Origin of the sequence: Bifidobacterium minimum (assembly GCF_000741645.1) — a bacterium.
Classification (GTDB): Bacteria; Actinomycetota; Actinomycetes; order Actinomycetales; family Bifidobacteriaceae; genus Bifidobacterium; species Bifidobacterium minimum.
In genome coordinates, this window is the sequence record NZ_JGZD01000004.1 from 20,456 (window position 1) to 40,154 (window position 19,699).

Here is a 19,699-nt window from a genome sequence, read left to right on the forward strand (position 1 = left end):
GACATCAGGTAGTAGGCAGCTACGGAAATCAGGCACTAACGAAGTCCATAAATCGGGTAGCGCACGTCAAAGAATTGACACAAATTTTGCAACGCGGATGAAGTGCAATCAATAATTGCATCACATTCTGTAGGCAAGAAATCTCGTCATGAACTCCACGGTGAAAACTCTGACCCCGCCTAGTTATATGGCCGTGTAGCGGATCGGCGACAGCCGGTGGAGTGGTCACGTTGAGCGGAAACACTTGCCCTACTCAGGCAAACGTTCTTACGATGCAAGTGCACGGAGTCCTGCGAGACAACGCATTCTCTATGAGTTTACCGACAAGAATCTTGGTTCAGATGGAATTTTGATGTGAGAGCAAATCGTCTCAGCACATAGGAATTGTTTTCTGAGGATTATTGCCAGTGTTGTGCGGTTGTCTGAATGGCGTCCCATGGTGCGGCGAGGGGTGGTGTGTAGGAGAGATCGAGGTCGGATAACTGCTGGATGGTGAGTCCTGCGAATATGGCGGTTGCGATCACGTCGGCACGTTTGGAGACTTCACTGCCGTAGGTTCCTACGAGTTGGCCTCCGAGTAATTGGCCGGTGGTGGGGTCTGCGGTGAGTCGGATGGTGATTGGGTGTGAGCCTGGGTAGTAGGCTTTGTGGTCGTCGACCGTGGCTGTCACCGAGCGTGCGGGAAGTCTGGCACTTTGGGCGTCGGTCTGGCGCAGTCCGGTACTTGCGGCGACGAGATCGAAGACCTTGACCGCTTGCGTGCCGAGGACGCCCTTGAAGGTGGCATCGCCGCCGGCGGCATTCTCTCCGGCAATGCGGCCTTGTTTGTGGGCTGTGGTGCCTAATGGCATCCATGTATTGCCGAGTAAACGGTGTTTGGTGATCACACAGTCACCGGCCGCGTAGATATCGGGCAGGCTGGTGCGCATCTGGTCGTCGACTGTGATCGCTGCGCCTGGCCCTGTCGTGGCTCCGGCCATCGTGAGCAGGCTCGTGTTGGGGCGTATTCCAGTGACGGCGATGACGAGATCGGTGCTGATTTTCTGGGTGCCGGTGGGGTCGTCACTGATGACGACCGGGCCGCGTTCGCCGCGTTGGATGCTGCGTACACTGGTATTGAGGTGTACGTGGACACCGTGGTGGACGAGCTCGCTGTGGACGAGGGATGCGAGGTCAGTGTCGAGGGTGGAGAGGACTTCGGGGCCGTGTTGCAGCATGGTTACGTCCAGGCCACGCCGGGTGAGGGCTTCTGCCATTTCGAGGCCGATGTAGCCGGCGCCGATGATGACGGCGCGGCGGGGATGCCGGGTGACGAGGGTGCGCTGGACTGCGTGCATCTGGTCGATGGTGTGAAGCTGATGCACGCAGTCTGCAGGGCCGAGAGCATCGGGACCGGTCAAGCCCGTGATGCCGGTGGCGGCGGGTCTTGCTCCGGTGGCCACGACGAGCCGGTCGTATCCGATCGTGTCTTGGTCCCCGTCGGGTGTGGTCACGTTGATCGTGTGGGCGGGGGCGTCGATGTTGGTGGCGCGGGTGCCAAGGCGCAGGGCAAGCCCGGCTGCTTCGAGGTCGGTCTGGGTGCGGTGGGCGAGGTCGTGCCAGTCGGGCACGTCGCCGGAGAGGTGGTAGGGGATGCCGCAGATAGAGTAGTTCGGATACTGGTCTGCGACTACGAGGGTGACGTCGGTCTGGGGGTCGAGTTGTCGGGCGCGCAGGCCGGCCATGATGCCGGCGTCCGAGCCGCCGATGATGAGTAGTCGCATGGCGCGTGGTGTCCTTTGATGTCGTGGTTAGCGGGTGGAGGCGGAGCGCGCCAATGGGGCGCTCTGGCTGAGACTGTGCAGAATGTCCTGCCCGATAGGGGGTGTGGGCAGCAGGGGAACGACGGCCATGCGTTCGGTGAGGTGCTGAACGTGTTTGATCTGGGGGAGTTCCCCGTCTGCGACGGTGTGAAGGAATTCGGAGGTGGGGTGAGCGGCGGCAACGGAGCGGTTGACGACCCATGCCCAGGGGGTGATGGATGCTCGTTCGAGGTCGCGTTGCAGTTGCTCGGCTTCGAGGACGGGTGTCGTCTCGGGCAGTGTGACGATGATCATCTTCGCGTAATCGGGGTCCTGGAGCCGTGTCAACGGGGTGGCGGTGAGATTGTCCCCCATCTGATGGAGCATCTCGCGGTGATAGGAGCCGGTAGCGTCGAGCAGCAGGAGCGTGTGTCCGCTGGGCGCGGTGTCGATGACAACGATGCGATCATGTGCTTCGCGGATGGCTTCAGAGAACTTGCGGAAGACGGCGACCTCCTGGGTGCAGGGGGATTGCAGGTCTTCCATCAGTTGGGCGCGGCCCGTCGCGTCAAGGCGGGTTCCTTTGGTGGCCAGGACTTCGTCTTGATACTCGCGCAGAGCCTGATCGGGATCGATCTTCGCGATGGTGAGGTTCGCGACGGTGCCATTAAGCGTCTCGGTGAGGTTTCCCGCGGGATCGGTCGTGGTGAGTAGTACGTCGCTGCCGCGTTCGGCAAGGGCCACGGCGATCGCCGTGGCGACGGTCGTTTTGCCGACTCCGCCCTTGCCTAGAGTCATGAATAGGCCGTGGGTCTGCGCCGCCAACTGGTCCACGAGGTCCGCCAGGGGCGGATAGTCCCTGGGGGGTTCGTGGGCGGGGTAGGCGGAATGTACGGGATGCGTGGGAGTGGTTGCGAAGAATTCACGGAGCTGGTCGGCACCTACGACGTTGCGCGCGTGCAGCGTGGTCGTGGTGCGGGGCAGGTGGGCGAGGCGGCTGGGGAGTGCGGCGAGTTCCCTGTGCTCTTGGTCGCGGATCGCGGCGGCCAAGGGATCGTCGTCGAGATCGGGCATGAGGGCATTGATGAGTAGATGCTGGTTGCCCATGCCGAGAGCTGTGAGTTCCCGACTGGTGCGCTCGGCTTCGTGGATGGCCGAGTGCTGGGCGCGGGCGACGAGCACGAGCACGAGCACGGTGCGGGCTGGGTCGGAGAGCGCATTGACCGTGGCGCGGTAGACGGTGCGGCGTGATTCGAGGCCGGCCATGGGGCCCAGGCAGGAGGTGTCGCCCTTGCCTTCGTCGATGAACTGGCTCCAGTCGCCGGGTAGCTCCAGGAGTCGGATGGTGTGACCTGTGGGGGCCGTGTCGAAAAGCACGTGGTCGTAGCCGCCGGTGCGGTCGGAATCGGCGATGAGGTCGGCGAATTCATTGAAGGATGCGATCTCGGTTGTGCAGGACCCGGACAATTGTTCGGTCATCGCTTGAATCTCACGCTCTGGAAGCAGGCCGCGTACCGGGCTGATGATCGATTCACGGTATGCGGCGGCGGCGGCCTCCGGGTCGATCTCCAGGGCATCGACACCGGGAGCGGCGCTCAGGGGCGTGATCCGGTTGCCGATTGGCTGGCCGAAGACCTGTCCAATGTTCGAGGCAGGGTCCGTGCTCACGAGCAGCACCGTTTCGCCTCGATCTGCCAGCGTCAGCGCTGTCGCGCAGGCCGCAGACGTCTTGCCGACGCCGCCCTTGCCGGTGAAGAACGCGAACTTGGGAAGGTGGTCAAGAAAGGTGGGTTGGTTCATGGTTTCTGGTCCCCTATTCTGCGGCGTGGTTCAGCAGCATCCGCTTGCCCCGCAGCAGCATCCGGACTGTTCGGCTGTGTTCTCGGAGACAGGGGTTGTCGAGGGCGCGTCGATACCTGCCATGCGGAATAGTTGGTCGCGTGTCGGGTATGTGCCGGTAAGGACCGTCTGCCCGTCGACCTGGACGATGGGCAGCGCCTGTGAGCCGATACTGTCGAGTGCGTTGCGGACCTGAGAGTTTGCGACGAAGTTTTCCGGCTCGCTGGCAAGGTTGTGGCGCGTTATCGAGATCCCATTGCCCGTGATGGCCGCACAGTCGGCGGTGAACGCGATCAGTGTGGCATCCGGGTCACTGCCACAAACCCCGGAACTGCAGCACATTGCCGGTTCATAAACGTCAATGCGAGGGAGTTGAGTCGCTTGGTGTGATGTTGTATTTTGCATGATGAGATGCTCCTTACTTTCTTGTTTGTTAATGGCTTGACTATTTGTTGTGTTTACTGAATCCTGACCGGTTCTAAGTCGTCGCCGGTCCGGTCGTGGAGTGGGAACAGGTGAGGCCGTAGCCACAAGGCGACATAGACGAGGCCGAGCAGTACCGGCACTTCGACCAGCGGGCCGACGGTGCCGGCCAGGGCCTGGCCCGAGACGACGCCGAAGGTGCCCACGCACACGGCGATCGCGAGTTCGAAGTTGTTGCCGGCACCGGTGAACGCGAGGGTGGTGGTTTTCTCGTAGCCAAGGCGCAGGGCGTGGCCAAGGATGAAACCGAGAGTGAACATGGTCGCGAAATAGATGACGAGCGGCGCCGCGATGCGGGCGACGTCCCACGGTTCACGCGAGATGCGTCCGCCTTGCATGGCGAAGAGCACGACCACGGTGAACAGCAGTCCCCAGGTGGCCAGTGGACTGATCCGCGGAAGGAACCGGCGCTCATACCATGCACGACCCTTAGCACGCTCTCCGAGCACACGGCTGGCCCAGCCGGCCAGCAGTGGCACGCCGAGGAATACGAGCACGGATTCGACGATCGCCCAGAATGAGAAACCGGCCGATGTTGTGGGCAGGCCGAGCCAGCCGGGCAGTATCTGGAGATAGAACCAGCCGAGACCGGCGAACGCGAGAATCTGGAAGATCGCGTTGAGGGCGACGAGAACGGCGGCGGCCTCACGATCCCCGCAGGCCAGGTCGTTCCAGATGAGTACCATCGCGATGCAGCGAGCCAGTCCAACGATGATGATGCCGGTACGGTATTCGGGCAGGTCGGGCATCAGCAGCCAGGCCAGTGTGAACATGAGGGCCGGGCCAACCACCCAATTGAGGGCAAGGGATGCGATGAGCAGCCTACGGTCGTGGCTCACCCGACCCAGCCGGTCGTAGCGGACCTTTGCCAACGGCGGGTACATCATCAGCAGGAGGCCCACGGCGATCGGCAGGCTCGTGGAACCGAGTTTCACCGAGTCGATGAGCCCTGCCAGCCCCGGCCACACCCGGCCCAGGCTCACGCCCACGGCCATCGCCGTCAGAATCCAGACCGGCAGCAGCCGATCGGCTGCCCCGAGTCGTGCAGGGTTTCGCGGACGCGCGTCCACTGCGGGCGTACCCAATCCGGTCTCATGCATCGCACCCTCCTAACATAGACAAACATCTATATGACTAATCCTGACTCAACGTATAGACGTTTGTCGATATGAGTGGGAGACTGGAAGACATGACCACCACGCAACAGAACCCTACGAACTGTCAGCAGGATGCCTGCTGCACGCCGACACCGACAGTGCTGCGTTGCCCTGCCAAGAGCCGCGACCTCGCGCGCAGAATGAAAGCGCTCTCAGACCCTACTCGCTTGCAGCTCTTGCAGCTCGTTGCCGCTCATCCAGGGGGAAGGGCCTGCATCTGCGACCTCACTACACCGCTCGGCGTGACCCAGCCCACCGTTTCCCACCACATGAAGCTCCTGGCTGAATCCGGCTTCGTGACCCGAGAGCGGCAAGGAAAATGGACCTACTACACCATGAGGCCCGAGGCGCTCGATGACCTCGGGCAGCGCCTCGCCAACCTGAACCACCCATGCAGCTGAGACTTTCCAGACTGCCTATCCGCGCACTGTCCCAGCGAAGGCAGGGAACAATGGACAGATGCAACTAGCCGGATTTCGGCATGAAAAAAGGCCTTCGGGGAATCGTCCCCGAAGACCATCTGTGGAGCTAGCCGGGTTCGAACCGGCGACCCTCTGCTTGCAAAGCAGATGCGCTACCAGCTGCGCCATAGCCCCAAATGCATATCCGATGAGAATCATCCATGCCGGCGAAAAAAAGAGCGGCAAAACACTTGCCGCTGAATTCTTGCCTGTGGGCCCGGGAGGACTTGAACCTCCGACCTCATCCTTATCAGGGATGCGCTCTAACCACCTGAGCTACGGGCCCGCTAGCGCGCCATAAAGCGCACAAATAGCTAGGATAACCAGTGTCACGAGTACTGTCAAGACGCCATATAGCGTGTCGTGCTGATGGCGGAGGTTGTGCGTTCGCATGATCGGCCGTCCCCTCCCCGCGGCACAATACCAGTCATGCCACGACGACGATCCACCACGCATGCACGACGGCCGGTCCTGCATGAGAGCACCATCATCGTTGATGGACTGGCGGTGACGGTCCTACGCAAACGCATCGCAAACATGTATCTTCGGGTGCGCCCTCAGGGGGCGATGGTCGTGGTGTCCGCGCCGGCGGATCTCGGTGACGAGCGGATCGCCGCTTTCGTGCGCTCAAAAGCCGGTTGGATCACCGTCCAGCGTTCGCGGATTCTCGACGCCGAGGCGAATGGCGACGTCCTCGTGTGGACTCCGGATGCCGAGGCCGCGGCCCGACGCGTCATCGAGCAGCGGCTTCCCGGTCTTCTCGCACGGTGGCGGCCCATCGTCGGCAGATCCCCATCGGCGGTCACCATCCGGAAGATGACGACCCGGTGGGGTTCCTGCACCCCGGCGACGGGCCGAATACGCCTCAACCTTCAGCTTGGCCTGATGGAGCCGAAGTTCCTCGAATACGTGGTGGTGCATGAGATGACGCACCTGTGGGCGCGGGGGCATGGCGAGCGTTTCCAACGTCTTATGGATGGGTGGCTGCCGGGTTGGCGCGGCGTGCGTCGCGAGATGAATCGCCAACGGGTTCTGCCGTCGCCGTCGCGGCCTTGCTGATGGATTCGGCGACCTCATCGGTCAGCGTGGACTGATCCGAGATCGTGACGCGCATCCCCGGTCCCGATTCCGCGGCGGTTCCGACTCGGAAGCGAGGTATGAAAGCCGCTCCGCCGGTCACGCGAATGCCGTTCGCGGCCAGTATCCTCCGCGCCGCGTCCTCGTCCGTGACGGGTATCCATATGTTCAGTCCGTCTCCGGTTCGAATGGCCAGTCCCTGTTTTTCCAGCAGCGCGCTCATCGTCCTCTGGCGCATCGCATAGGTGTGCCGGGCGCCGATGATCCTGTCGAACGTGCTCTTGTCCGCGAGCATCTCGTAGAGGATCTCCTGCAGAAAGCGGCTCACCCATCCGGCCCCTCGCCGCCGTCTGGCGATGATGGCGTCGACCGTTGCGGCGCTTCCGGACAGTGCGGCAAGCCGAAGATCGGGGCCATGGGATTTGGAGAAGCTGCGGATGTGGATGACCTGCTGCGGAATGTGCGTGGCCAACGACACCGCGAAGGCGTTGGCGACGTCTCCGCTGTGGTCGTCCTCGAGGACAAACGGCATCGCGTGGTCGTCGTCAGTCGGGCGGTGACGCGGGCCCAGGTCCGGACCACGATCGCCTGGTTCGGGATCGTGGGCCTGCGGGTAATGCGACCGCAGCACGTCGGCCAGCTCCTCGGCGCGTGTTTCGTCAAGACTCGCGCCAGTGGGGTTTTGCGCTCGCGGCTGGAGGACGATCATTCCCACGCGGTAGCGATTGTCGTCGGCTCCGGGTCGGGGCTGCGTGATCACCGTCAGGGCCCTGTCCAGATCCGCCGGAATCATCCCGTGGGAGTCCATGCCGATTCCGACGGGGATGGCTCCCTGCGCCTCGATGAGATCGAGGATCAGCGGATACGTGGGACTTTCGGTGATCGCGAAATCGCCGGGATGAAGGAAGGATTCGATGGCCAGCGCCAATCCGTCGCCGCCTCCGGAGACCATCGTCATCGATTCGGGATCGTAGGGCCATGAGCGACGGAGCGCGGATTCCAGAAGAGGGAGGATCATCGGCCCGTCGTACGAGTTGACGAAGGCCTTGCGCTTTCCCAGCTTTTGGAGGAATGGTCTGATGTCCGGAAGAAGGGCGGAATCCGGTGTTCCCGTGGACAGATCCATGACGGGCCGGTCATGGCCGGGCGTATCGCGCGTCGATTCATGGAGGGAACCTTCCGCGTGTGATTGGCGGAGGACAAAGGTGCCGGCGCGGCCGCGGGATCGTATGACGCCGGATCTCGCCAGGGCGTGATAGGCCGTGGAAACGGTGGCGGGGCTGACGTGTAGCTGCCGGGCGAGGTCGCGGACGGTGGGCAGACGCTGCCCTTCGCGAAGTATCCCCGATATGGCGAGCGAGGTGATCGATTCGATGATGCGGTGCGGTGTGGGCGACGTCGTGACGGTCAGCATCATGCCGGCGAGGTCTGGGGTGGCGTCGGATCCCTGCCGTGTATCCACCATTCCTGCCTCGAATCATCGTGTGTGCGCCGGATCATCGCTGGGGTCTCATGGTCGGCTGGCGTTTATGATCAACGAGAACGATAACACGATTATCGATATTCTTCTTTTTATCTCCGTAACGCTGCGGCAATTTGCGGGAAATTGTTCTCTGACTTGCGAAATGTCCAATAAGGATAATGACAGAACTGGGCATGCGGAGCCATACATGGAGAACCGCGCATGCATAGGGAACTACGAAGGAGACGATATGGGACATGATCTGTCGTCGGATACGACGATATGGGACGATGCGGTCGCGTTGGACAGGCGGCACGTGTTCCATACATGGCATGCGCAGCGGAATCTGCATCCCGAGGAGATAGTCGGCGGGCACGGCTCGTGGCTGCGGTTCGCGGACGGGCGCGACCGGCTCGATCTGACCAGCCAGCAGGTGAACGTCAACATCGGATACCAGCTTCCCGCGGTGATCGCCGGAATACGCAAACAGGCCGAGCTTCTGTGCACCATCGGTCCCGACTACGCCAATCTCGCGCGGGGCCGGGCGGCGTCGCTGGTGGCGAGACGGGCGCCCGAGGGATTCGACAAGGTGTTCTTCACGAACGCCGGCGCCGACGCCAACGAAAACGCCATGAGGGCGGCTCGCCTCGTCACCGGGCGCGACAAGATCATCTCCTCGTACCGCAGCTATCACGGGAACACCGGATCCGCCATCAGCGCCACGGGGGATTGGCGGCGCAAGCCCAACGACTACGCGCGCGGCCATGTCCACGTCTTCACGCCGTATCTGTACCGTTCGGAGTTCAGCGCCACGACCGAGCAGGAGGAATGCGACCGGGCTCTGCGCCATCTCGAGCATGTCATCCAGTTCGAGGGGCCCGACACCATAGCCGCCGTCCTTCTGGAATCGATTCCCGGAACCGCGGGAATCCTGATCCCTCCGCAGGACTACTTCCGCGGTGTCCGCGAGATCACCCGGCGTTATGGGATTCTGATGATCACCGATGAGGTGATGACGGGATTCGGCCGGACGGGATTCTGGATGGCGTTGGATGATTACGGATACACGCCTGACATCATCACCTTCGCCAAAGGATGCAATTCGGGGTATGTGCCTGCGGGCGGTGTGATCATGTCCCATGACGTCGCCGCGCATTTTGATGACGTGGTGTTCCCGGGAGGACTGACCTACTCGGGGCATCCTCTGGCGATGGGGGCGATTGTCGCGGCGCAGGAGGCGATGGAAAGCGAGCATATCGTCGACAACGCGCATGACGTCGGCGAGAAGGTTCTCGGACCGCGGCTGACTGCCCTGATGGATGGCCATCCGAAGATCGGCGAGATCAGGGGGAAGGGCGTCTTCTGGGCCGTGGAGATGGTTGCCGATAGATCGAGCAGAAAGCCACTCGACGATGCGACGATGGGCGCCATCGTGCGGGCGGGGCATGAGATCGGCGTGGTGATCGGCGTCCATGCGAACAGAATCCATGTCACTCCGCCCTGCGTGATCACGCCTGACGAGGCCGCGGACGGCGTGGATATGCTGGAGAAAGCTTTGAAGGAGGCCGGATGCTGAATAAATCCTCGATGAATGATCATGACGATCGCGATGATGGTAGTCGCGATCACGACGGAAACGGGAACGGCGATAAAGGACGGGGGGTCGGTCCGGGATCGATGCGGCGTGCCGTCGTCACCGGCGCGTCTAGCGGAATAGGCGAGGCCACCGTTCGCGCGTTGGTGGCCGACGGCTGGTCCGTCACGGCGCTGGCCCGGCGTGAGGATAGGTTGGCGGCCCTGTCGGATGAACTGGGCGATGCCTGCGACTACCGCGTGTGCGATATCACCGATGAGGACTCCACGTCGGCTGCCGTGGCGGCGATCGAGAAGACTGGCGGGGCGAAGGCTCTGATCAACTGCGCGGGAGGGGCGCTGGGCAAGGATCCCGTGGCGACGGCGGATCTTGACGACTGGCGTTCGATGTATGAGCTCAACGTGTTGGGGACCCTGCGGATCACCCAGAAGCTGCTTCCGGTACTGAAACGGGCGGCCGGAGGCGGCACGGTTCTGTTCATCTCGTCCACCGCGGGGATCGAACCGTATGAGGGCGGAGGCGGCTACTGCGCGTCGAAATTCGCCGAACGGGTCATGGCCAGGGTGCTCAGGCTCGAGCAGATCGGCGAGCCCGTCCGCATCGTTGACATATCGCCTGGCATGGTTCGTACCGAGGAGTTCTCGCTGAAGCGTTTCCATGGTGATGCCGAGCGCGCGGCAAGCGTCTACGACGGTGTTCCGGATCCGCTGGAGGCCGAGGACATCGCCGAATGCGTGCGCTGGGCTCTGGACCAGCCGGACACGGTGGATGTGGACTCGATCGTGGTCCGTCCTCGTGCCGAAGGCTCGTATACGAAGGTTTTCCGCCGGTAGTCGGTAGTCGATAGCAGCCTGCCGCCAGCCGGGTAGATGACACAGGCGGCACCACCGTGATGGGTGGTGCCGCCTGATGGATTCACGCAAGCGGACCGCGCCTTGCATCAGCGCGATTCGCGGCTTAGTCCGAGGGCTAGGGCTTACTCCAGATGGCTCCGCATGAACCACTGGAACTTCTCGAGCTCCTGGACGTGGTCCTGGATGATGTTGGAGCTGATGACATCCAGCTCGTCCAGCTCGGCGATGGCCTTGCGGTCGTCGGCGATGAAAACGTCGTAATAGTCGATCAGGGCCTTGAGATAGTCGGCGGTGGGTCTGCGCCCTGTCAGATCGACGCCCTTCCATGTGCGCTGACGGACGATCGCGTCGGGGCGTCCGTCAGGTGATCCGCCCAGAGTGGAGATGCGTTCGGCGGTTTCGTCGGCCTGCGCAAGCACGGCATCGACCTCGGGGTCGATCATCTCGTGAACGGCGATGAAGTTGGGGCCGGTGACGTTCCAATGCGCGTGCTTGAGGACGAGCGCCGCCTCCTGCTCCTGGGCCAAGCGGTTCGAGAGAATGGCGATGATCTTTTCCGATGCGGCTTCATCAAGACCGGGTACCACGAATGAGAGTGTCATGATCCGTCCTTTCCTAATATGAAACGGTGCTTGTTATTGTAGTGGCTGAGTCCTATTCGCGTGAGTTTTCCGGAAGGTTGATCTGACGGCGGACCTCCACGGTGTCGATTCGTCGACCATCCACCTTGGTGATGACCATGTCGTAGCCGTCATCCGTGTGAAGCACATCGCCCACTTCGCCCATTTTGCCCGTATGCGCAAGGAAATATCCAGCCACGGTCTCGTATGGACCGTCATCCAGCACTATGCCGGTCAGATCCGCGAAGTCCTCAAGTGTGGTGCCGCCGTCGACGGTCGCGACTCCGTTGACGAACGCGCTTGCTCCCTCCGCTGACGAGTTGTCGCCCGGTAGGTCGTATTCATCGCGAATGTCGCCGACCAGCTCTTCGGTCATGTCCTCGAGCGTCACGATGCCATCGGTTCCGCCGTATTCGTCGATAACGACCGCCAGATGGATTCCCCGCTTGCGCAGCAGCTCCAGACTGGGAAGGAGCTTGGAGGTGCCGGGCAGCGATATGCCTTCGCGCGTCACGTCCGCCACGGTTTTGGCGTTGGGATCGCGCACGTCAAGAAGGTCGCGCACGTGGACGAACCCCAGCACGTCGTCGAAGTCCTTGCCGGTCACGGGATATCGCGAATAGGGCATATTCCGCACGTAGGTGGCGGCGTCCGACAGCGACTGGTTGCCGTCCAGGAACACCACGTCCGCTCGGGGGCGCATGACCTCGGCCACAATCGTTTCGGATGCGTCGAATACGTCGTCGAGGATGGTCCGCTCATCCTTGCTCAGCCGTGAGTTGGTGTTCACCAGAACGCGAAGCTCGTCGTCGGATACCTCGCTTTCCGTTTCGTTCGGGTCGAATCCCATGAGCCGGACGATGCCATCGGTGTTCTTGCCGATAAGCCAGATGATCGGTCGGCAGATCGTGGCGAAGACGTCAATGGCGGGCACCACGGCTCGTGCTATCTGCTCTGTGCGCTGCATGGCGATGCGTTTGGGGACCATTTCGGAGAGGACGATCGAGCAGTAGGAGATGATGAGGGTGAGAGCGACCGTGGTGAGGGGATTCGCGACATGGGCAGGAACACCCCAGCTTTCGACCACGGGCACGAGTGATGGCGAGATGGCGGATTCGCCGAAGGACGCCGACAGGAAACCCGACAGCGTCACGCCGATCTGAACGGTGGACAGAAAGGTGTTGGGGTCGCGCGCGATGGCTGCCACGCGCGCCCCACGCGCATCCTCCTGCTCCATCTGGTCGATCTGGGATCCACGGAGGCTCACCAGTGCGAGCTCGGTTCCGGAGAACACGGAACCGAGGAGGAGGAAGACGAAAACCAGCAGAATGTTCAGACCCAGCGACATATTCCCAACTCTAGCGTCATCCCGGGTGCACCCTGTCTTATATCGCTTATTCGCTTATATCGCGTGTTCGCGTGTTCGGAAATCATGCCTGATTCGGGTAAACGGGATGTGGTGCAGGCGGGATGTAGCGCGGGCGGGATGTAGCGCAGGGCGGCGAGATCATGCGCTGGGTGACGCGGGGGTACGCGGAGCAGCGCAGGTGAGACACGTGGGCCATGCTGGTGAGACGCATGGAGACGGAACGGGGATTCCACGGAGCATACGGGGGTTCCGATACTCGCAAGCACGTGGGTGCCGGCATGGGCTAGAACGACAGCACCTCCACCACGCCATCGGACACGCGGTATCGTGCCCCCACGATGCGCAACCGTCCCTCACCCAAAGCCGCACTGATGGATTCCGACTCCGTGACCAACCGTTCGATGGTCCGGGCGATGTGGACGCGTTCGAAGTCATCCGTATCGTCAAGCCCCGCCCGCCGTGATTCGAGGACGGAGCCGCCCACGGATCTGATGATGGGCGAGGGGGAATCCGTCACCAGACGATCCAGCTCGTCAAGACGCTCCTCATCCAAGGGACTCAGCGCGGCAACGGCGCTTTGGATGGCGCCACAGTGCTCATGCCCCAATACGACCACAAGACTGGTGTGAAGGGTGTCGACCGCGAACTCAAGCGATGAGACCACCGCGGAATCGAGAACCTCCCCCGCCGTCCGCACCACGAACATGTCGCCCAACCCCTGATCGAAGATGATCTCCGGAGGGACGCGTGAATCGCCGCAGCTCAGAACCGCGGCGTCCGGGTGTTGGGCGTCGATGAGGGACTCGCGTGTTGCCGGATCCTGCCAGGGATGCTCGGGCTGCCCCTGTGCGAACCGTCTGTTTCCGGCAAGAAGACGGCTCCACGTCGCGTTGGCGGTGGACTCATGCTCCGAGGATCCGCCGCCGGCCTCGGTCGCCGAGAGTGGCGTGCGTCTGGTGGGATCCGTGCCGTCTGAATTCTCCTGTGAGCCAGCATTGTTGGTCGTTTCCCCGCTCATCATGCTCTCCATCCGGTTCAATCATGCGCTTTTGCATCGGGACCCGAATTGTGGGGCCCGAATCGTTGGAACCCCATTCGTTGAGATCCTAGTGACATCCTAGAGCCTCGGTCTTCCAAACTGATTGCGCGGGTTCGATTAGGTGGGTTCGATCGCGCGGGATCCGCCTGCCGGGGAATTGTGCCGCAGCTGTGCCTGCTGTGCCGGACGTATTCGTCGAACTCTGTGTTTCACGTGAAACGTCCTTAACCGATACGACCATGCGTCCGTGATTGTGACCCTTCCCACAGTTTTCCCCCTGACGTAACCCTGTCCGCGGCGATAGCATGGAGCTACGGACGTCTTACGGAAAACGGCGCGATGGCGTGTTTCCCGATCGGTTGTTTCCGTCTGGCGTCGATGGCACAAAGGCCGGCGCTTCGGCCTCAAAGAACAAGGTAATGAGGATTATCATGACGATGCTTCAGCATGAACTGACGGATTTCACGGTCAACGCCTTCCAGAACGACGACTTCCATGAGGTCAGCAAGAAGGATGTCCTGGGCCACTGGTCGGTGTTCTTCTTCTATCCCGCGGACTTCACGTTTGTGTGTCCTACGGAGCTTGAGGATCTGGCCGACAAGTACGAGGACTTCAAGAAGATAGGCTGCGAGATCTACTCGGTCTCGCACGACACCCATTTCGTGCATAAGGCGTGGCACGACGCCAACGAGAAGATCGCGAAGATTCAATACCCCATGCTCGCCGACCCCACGGCTCTGCTGGCTCGCGACCTCGACACCTACAACGAGGAGCTGGGACAGGCCGAGCGTGGCGACTTCATCATCAACCCCGAGGGCAAGGTCGTTGCGTACGAGGTCATTTCGTCCAACGTCGGACGGAACGCGGAGGAGCTGCTGCGCCGGGTGCAGGCAAGCCAGTTCGTCTATGAGCACGGCGATCAGGTCTGCCCGGCCAAGTGGACCCCCGGCGAGGACACCATCGCCCCCAGCCTCGATCTCGTTGGGGAGCTCTGATATGGGTTCGTCTGAAACGGCATCGTCTGAAACGGCATCGTCTGGTGTGGACACGTCGCGTCCCGCGGACGTGTACGACGTCGTCGTCATCGGTGGAGGTCCGGCCGGACTGACGGCGGGCCTTTATCTGGCGAGGGCGCGGTACCGTGTGCTCATCCTCGAACGGGCGGATTATGGCGGGCAGATAGCCATCACGGCTGATGTGGTGAACTATCCCGGCATCATCAGTACCGACGGTGCGAAGCTCACCGAGACCATGCGGCGTCAGGCAGAGAATTTCGGGGCGGAGTTCCGAGCGGCCGAGGCCACCGGTCTGGATGTGGACGGCGATATCAAAACCGTGCACACGTCGCGTGGCGACGTCAGGGCCTTTGGTGTGCTGGTGGCGACCGGCGCGAGCCCCCGCAAAATCGGCTTCGCGGGGGAGGAGGAATACGCAGGCCGTGGTGTGGCCTATTGCGCCACCTGCGATGGCGAGTTCTTCACGAATCGCGAGGTCTTGGTTGTCGGAGGAGGCTTTGCGGCCGCCGAGGAGTCCGTTTTCCTTACGAAGTATGCAAGCAAGGTCACTGTGTTGGTCCGTGAGGACGACTTCACCTGCGATGCATCCGTGTCGGCCGAGGCCAAGGAGCATCCCAAGATCGAGGTGCGGTACCACACCGAGCTTGAGGGGGTGTCCGCCGGTCAGGGTGGTTTGGTCGAGGCCGAGCTGAAGGACGTCCACACGGGCAAGCGGGAATCCTGGCATCCTGCGGATGACGGAACCTTCGGCGTCTTCGTGTTCGCGGGTTATGTCCCGCAGACGGATCTCCTTCGTGACGTCGTGGCGCTTGATTCCCATGGCTATGTGGTCACTCATGGATATATGGAGACATCCGCTCCCGGAGTCTATGCGGCCGGTGATCTGCGCGTGAAGAATCTTCGCCAGGTCGTCACCGCTACGGCTGATGGTGCCATTGCGGCAGTGGAACTGGAACGGTATGCGTCGCAGATGAGCGCCAAAACCGGCATCGTCCCTCCACGCCCCGCGGAATCGAACTACGAGAAGGAGAAGGCGAAGGAGGCTGCGGCCGCCGATGCCGCGCAATCTTCTCCCGCTCCTGCTCCCGTGTCGACGTCCACCGACGCTACTGCGGCCGCCAAGGGGTCGTCGGGCTTCTTCGACGATGCCATCCGTCAGCAGCTTGGCGTCGTTTTCGGGCGTATGGCGCATCCGGTCGTGCTGCGTCTTTCCCTGGACGGCACGCCGTTGTCCAAGGAGCTGGAAGGGTTCGTCGATGAGCTGGCCTCGCTGAGTTCGGGGAAGCTGTCCGTTGACCATGATGATCCGGCCACGCAGGACGACGCGGGCCGGGCGATATTCGATTCCGATGCCGCGCTTCCTCGGAGCCGTCCTGAGGTGCGAATCTGCGCCACCCGTCCGGATGGTTCGGTGGTCCCGACGGGGATGGCCTTCCACGGGGTTCCCAGTGGGCACGAGTTCAATTCGTTCGTGCTGGGGCTGTACAATGCCGCCGGGCCGGGACAGAAGGTCGACGCGGACACCGAGTCCCGCATCGAGTCGATCAAGGATCCGGTTGACGTGATGCTTCTGGTGTCGCTTACCTGCACGATGTGTCCCACGACCGTGCTTTCCTCGCAGCGGATCGCGGCCTCTAACCCGAACGTTCGCGCGGAAGCCTACGATCTGGCGCATTTCCCTGAGCTCAAGGACAAGTACAACGTCATGAGCGTGCCCTGCATCGTCATCACAGGCGGGGATGGATCGCGAAAGGTCGAGTTCGGGAAGAAGAGCGTCCCCCAGATGCTCGATTTGATCGGGGCGTGACTCCGGCGACGATAAATCCGAACATCACAGAACCGGGGTTCCATGAGCGCGCAACTCATGGAACCCCGGTTCTGTGTAGGTGGCCGTTTCAAAGGCGGGCTCTGGACGCGGTCTGGACGAATGTCCGGCCGAGGCGTCCAGAGCCCATATGAAGGATCATCCCGTGTTCTGGAGACCCGCGGCGACTCCTGATACCGTGCACAGGATGAGGTAGATGAACCCGGCCTGCTGGCTGGTGCTCAGCTCCTCCTTGTCGACCTTCTTGCGCAGCGACCGCAGCGCGAGCACCTGCGTGACCGACAGCGCGTCCACGTACGGCGAACGGATGCGGATGGCCTGGCCCAGCACGTGGCGGTGTTGCAGCGGCCATTCGTCTCCGACTATCTGCAGCGCCCACTTGCGGGTGAGCTCCATCTCGTCGAGCACCTTCGTGGCTAGATCGTCGCGATCGCCAAGCGACAGATACATGCGGGCGATGCGCTCGTCGGTTTTGGCCAGAGACATCTCGATATTGTCGATGAACGTGCTGAACAGCGGCCATTCCTCGTATGCTTTGCGCAGCGTGGCCAGATCATTGAGCTTTTCGCACGCGGTTCCCAAACCGTACCATGCGGCCAGATTGATGCGTGCCTGTGCCCATGAGAACACCCAGGGGATGGTGCGCAGATCGTCCAGCGACTTCGCGCCCAGACCACGCTTTGCGGGGCGTGAGCCGATTGGCAGCAGTCCGATCTCATTCAGCGGCGTCACGGTCGAGAACCATGGCGCGAAATCCGGGGTGTTCAGAAGGTCGAGGAACCGCGAATGGGCGGATTCGCCGAGCTTCGTGGCCATGGCCGTGTACTTCCTGGTCATATCCGTGTTGGTCTTCTCCACGCTGGGAGCCGACTGCAGCAGCGTGGCCGCCGCGACGGACTCGACGTGGCGGATGGCCAGAACCGGGTTCCCGTACCGGGCGAAGATGACCTCTCCCTGCTCGGTGAGCTTGAACCGGCAGTTGACCGATCCCACCGGCTGGGCGAGCACGGCGCGGTTGGCGGGACCGCCGCCACGGCCCACGGCGCCTCCGCGCCCATGGAACAGGGTGAGATCGATATCGTGCCGATGGGCCCAGATGGCGATCCTCTCCTGCGCGTAATGCAACGCAAGCGTGGCCGATGTGGGGCCGGCGTCCTTGGAGGAGTCGGAGTATCCGAGCATGACCTCCATCTTGCGTCCCGTCGCCTTGAGACGTGCCTGCACCTCCGGGATCTTGATGATCTCCTCGAGCACGTCCACGGAGTTCTGCAGATCCTCAAGCTGCTCGAACAGAGGTATCACGTCGATGGTGGGCACGTCCTCGGGGTGGGCGAAGGCAAGCCTGTTGAGCTCGTAGACGTCCCGGACGTGCTGTGCCGACTTGGTGAACGAGATGATGTAGCGGCGGGCGGCCTTGATGCCGTTGCGCTTCTGGATCGCGCCCAACGCACGGAAGGTGTCGAGCACTTCATGGGTCATCGGCTGCAGCGGTCCGCGCTCGCCGTGCAGGCCATGCTCGCGGATGTCCTCCAGAGCGCGGCTGTGCACCACGGAATGCTGACGGAACTCCATCTCGACCATGTGGAAGCCGAATGTCTGCGCCTGCCAGATGAGGTCCTGCAATGGCCCGTAGGCCGCCCTCTTCGCACCGGACTGCGCGAGCGAGCGTTGGACGATGTGGAGGTCGTTGATGAACGCGTCGCAGCTGGTGTACATGAGGTCGGCGTCGCGCAGCAGCGTGTAGTGCAGACGGTCCGCCATCACGAGCATAACCGCGCGGTGCGGTTCCTTGGTGGATATCAGGGACGCCTTGTCCGTAAGCCGTTCGCTCATTTCCTTCTGGTGGTTCCAGAGGTTCATGAGCTCGGAGCTGGCCGGGGTGGTGTCCGATTCCATCGTGAGATTGCGCCCGACGGTCCGGGTGGCATCCTCCAGCGCGGTGATCACGTGGTCGCTGAACTTGCGGGCGACCTGACGGCTGACCTTCGCCGTGACGTTGGGATTGCCGTCCCTGTCGGAGCCTATCCAGCTTCCCGGATGGAAGAACGCCGGGCACACCGGCTCGACCAGACCCGCCTTGTCGCCGAGAACCCAATCGTCGAATCGACGGTAGATCGTCGGAATCGTCGTGAACAGCGTGTTGTCGAAGATGTCGAGGATCGTGTTGGACTCCTCGACGGGGGTGGGCTTCTTCAGGGCGATGGGGGATGTGCGGAACAGCGCGTCGATCTCGTTGTAGAGACGGCGGGTGTTCTCCTTCTTGTCCGATCCGCCCAGTGTCCGGTTGTCGCTCAGCAGCCGCGATATGCGTCGTATCTTGCCTTCCACGGCCTTGCGTCGCGCCTCGGTGGGATGGGCGGTGAACACGGGATGGAACTCGAGCTTGTCAAGCAGATCCTTGGCCTTGGCCGGACCCATCTCGCCGATGAGCTGGTGGTAGGCGTTCGTCATCTCGTTGACGGGATCGACAGCCTGATTGTCCTCCACCTCGGCCTCACGCTGGTGGAGGACCGAGACGCGGTAGTTCTCCTCCGAGAGATTCGCCAGATGGAAGTACGTGGTGAACGCGCGTGCCAGTAGCTGGGCGTCGTGCAGGTTCATGGCGTCGATGGTCTCGACGGCCTTTTCCAGTCCATTCTCATCGGGATGGGGATCGACCAGGGTCTCCGAGAAACGCTCCGTGCTGGCCTCGACGGCATAGCTGAGAACGGTATCGAAGGTGGAGAGCAAATCCTTGTCGTATTCGCCGAGAACCTCACGCAGGAGCTGCAGACACAGATCCATATCGTATTTAAGGGATTCGGGAAGACCACGTTCCTCGGGACCCTTGGTCCCCAGGCCGGATGTCACGATCGTGGCATCCGCTGGCGTGATCTGTTGATGTGATGATGTCATCAGACCTCCTCTGCCGAACATACGGTTGCCTGGTCATCCAACCCTCCGCGGCTCCTCCGCGGTTGTGGTGGTCGGGCGTAGCAGGCCCACAGCCGAATTCGGCGGTTGCGATGCATATTCTAAGGCCTCGCCGTCGACACTTATGTTACGGAGTTCATGTGATGGGCATCTCGCCGCCGTCTGACGAGCGGCGAAGGTAAGGGGCGGAAGGGAGTCAGCATGAGGAC

Annotated in this window: 15 protein-coding genes and 2 tRNA genes; 6 read left to right on the forward strand and 11 right to left on the reverse strand. The window is 62.1% G+C overall.

Annotated features, from left to right (window positions below):
* Positions 1–398 precede the first annotated feature (398 nt).
* Genes BMIN_RS00725 through arsB form a run of 4 tightly spaced genes read right to left on the reverse strand, consistent with a single transcriptional unit; the run spans position 399 to position 5,203 of the window.
* Positions 399–1,763, reverse strand: a complete 1,365-nt coding sequence (locus tag BMIN_RS00725; RefSeq protein WP_022861529.1) for an FAD-dependent oxidoreductase — start codon at positions 1,761–1,763, stop codon at positions 399–401.
* Positions 1,764–1,790: 27 nt separating this feature from the next.
* Positions 1,791–3,581 (reverse strand): arsenical pump-driving ATPase, encoded by a 1,791-nt coding sequence (gene arsA / locus BMIN_RS00730; protein ID WP_022861528.1) that lies wholly within the window; start codon positions 3,579–3,581, stop codon positions 1,791–1,793.
* Positions 3,582–3,611: 30 nt separating this feature from the next.
* The gene (gene arsD / locus BMIN_RS00735) at positions 3,612–4,025 is read right to left on the reverse strand and encodes an arsenite efflux transporter metallochaperone ArsD (protein WP_022861527.1); all 414 of its coding nucleotides are present in this window, start codon (positions 4,023–4,025) and stop codon (positions 3,612–3,614) included.
* 53 nt (positions 4,026–4,078) lie between these two features.
* Positions 4,079–5,203 (reverse strand): ACR3 family arsenite efflux transporter, encoded by a 1,125-nt coding sequence (arsB, locus tag BMIN_RS00740; protein WP_022861526.1) that lies wholly within the window; start codon positions 5,201–5,203, stop codon positions 4,079–4,081.
* 89 nt (positions 5,204–5,292) lie between these two features.
* Here arsB and BMIN_RS00745 point away from each other — a divergent pair, with 89 nt between their 5' ends.
* The gene (locus BMIN_RS00745; protein WP_026647551.1) at positions 5,293–5,661 is read left to right on the forward strand and encodes an ArsR/SmtB family transcription factor; all 369 of its coding nucleotides are present in this window, start codon (positions 5,293–5,295) and stop codon (positions 5,659–5,661) included.
* A 122-nt stretch (positions 5,662–5,783) separates the two neighbouring features.
* Here the strand turns inward: BMIN_RS00745 and BMIN_RS00750 are convergent.
* Together BMIN_RS00750 and BMIN_RS00755 are read right to left on the reverse strand one after the other, a co-directional pair.
* A tRNA-Ala gene (locus tag BMIN_RS00750) sits at positions 5,784–5,856 on the reverse strand.
* Positions 5,857–5,933: 77 nt separating this feature from the next.
* A tRNA-Ile gene (locus BMIN_RS00755) sits at positions 5,934–6,007 on the reverse strand.
* A gap of 143 nt (positions 6,008–6,150) precedes the next feature.
* Here BMIN_RS00755 and BMIN_RS00760 point away from each other — a divergent pair.
* Positions 6,151–6,780 (forward strand): M48 family metallopeptidase, encoded by a 630-nt coding sequence (locus BMIN_RS00760; protein ID WP_033507931.1) that lies wholly within the window; start codon positions 6,151–6,153, stop codon positions 6,778–6,780.
* Here the strand turns inward: BMIN_RS00760 and BMIN_RS00765 are convergent.
* Positions 6,692–8,263: an aminotransferase-like domain-containing protein gene (locus BMIN_RS00765; RefSeq protein ID WP_022861523.1), complete on the reverse strand. Its 1,572-nt coding sequence runs from the start codon at positions 8,261–8,263 to the stop codon at positions 6,692–6,694. The genes BMIN_RS00760 and BMIN_RS00765 overlap by 89 nt on opposite strands.
* 247 nt (positions 8,264–8,510) lie before the next feature.
* Here BMIN_RS00765 and BMIN_RS00770 point away from each other — a divergent pair, with 247 nt between their 5' ends.
* The gene (locus BMIN_RS00770; RefSeq protein ID WP_026647550.1) at positions 8,511–9,836 is read left to right on the forward strand and encodes an aminotransferase class III-fold pyridoxal phosphate-dependent enzyme; all 1,326 of its coding nucleotides are present in this window, start codon (positions 8,511–8,513) and stop codon (positions 9,834–9,836) included.
* Complete coding sequence (locus BMIN_RS00775; RefSeq protein ID WP_022861521.1) at positions 9,830–10,687, forward strand: SDR family oxidoreductase; 858 nt, start codon at positions 9,830–9,832, stop codon at positions 10,685–10,687. Before BMIN_RS00770 ends, BMIN_RS00775 begins: the two co-directional genes overlap by 7 nt.
* 143 nt (positions 10,688–10,830) lie before the next feature.
* Here the strand turns inward: BMIN_RS00775 and BMIN_RS00780 are convergent, their stop codons facing one another.
* The 3 genes from BMIN_RS00780 to BMIN_RS00790 form a co-directional block, all read right to left on the reverse strand.
* Entirely contained in the window at positions 10,831–11,310 is a 480-nt protein-coding gene (locus BMIN_RS00780; RefSeq protein ID WP_022861520.1) for a Dps family protein, read from the reverse strand.
* Positions 11,311–11,362: 52 nt separating this feature from the next.
* Positions 11,363–12,676, reverse strand: a complete 1,314-nt coding sequence (locus BMIN_RS00785) for a hemolysin family protein (protein ID WP_022861519.1) — start codon at positions 12,674–12,676, stop codon at positions 11,363–11,365.
* Between the two features lie 304 nt (positions 12,677–12,980).
* Positions 12,981–13,718, reverse strand: a complete 738-nt coding sequence (locus BMIN_RS00790) for a carbonic anhydrase (RefSeq protein WP_238565563.1) — start codon at positions 13,716–13,718, stop codon at positions 12,981–12,983.
* A 449-nt stretch (positions 13,719–14,167) separates the two neighbouring features.
* On the opposite strand from BMIN_RS00790, the gene ahpC reads away from it, so the two are divergent.
* Complete coding sequence (gene ahpC, locus BMIN_RS00795) at positions 14,168–14,731, forward strand: alkyl hydroperoxide reductase subunit C (RefSeq protein WP_022861517.1); 564 nt, start codon at positions 14,168–14,170, stop codon at positions 14,729–14,731.
* A gap of 1 nt (position 14,732) precedes the next feature.
* Positions 14,733–16,559, forward strand: coding sequence for an FAD-dependent oxidoreductase (locus BMIN_RS00800; protein ID WP_081648044.1), 1,827 nt, complete (start codon positions 14,733–14,735; stop codon positions 16,557–16,559).
* Positions 16,560–16,715: 156 nt separating this feature from the next.
* Here the strand turns inward: BMIN_RS00800 and BMIN_RS00805 are convergent, their stop codons facing one another.
* Positions 16,716–19,472 carry a phosphoenolpyruvate carboxylase gene (locus BMIN_RS00805; protein ID WP_026647548.1) on the reverse strand — a complete coding sequence of 919 codons (2,757 nt, stop codon included), beginning with the start codon at positions 19,470–19,472 and terminating at the stop codon, positions 16,716–16,718.
* Between the last annotated feature and the right edge of the window lie 227 nt (positions 19,473–19,699).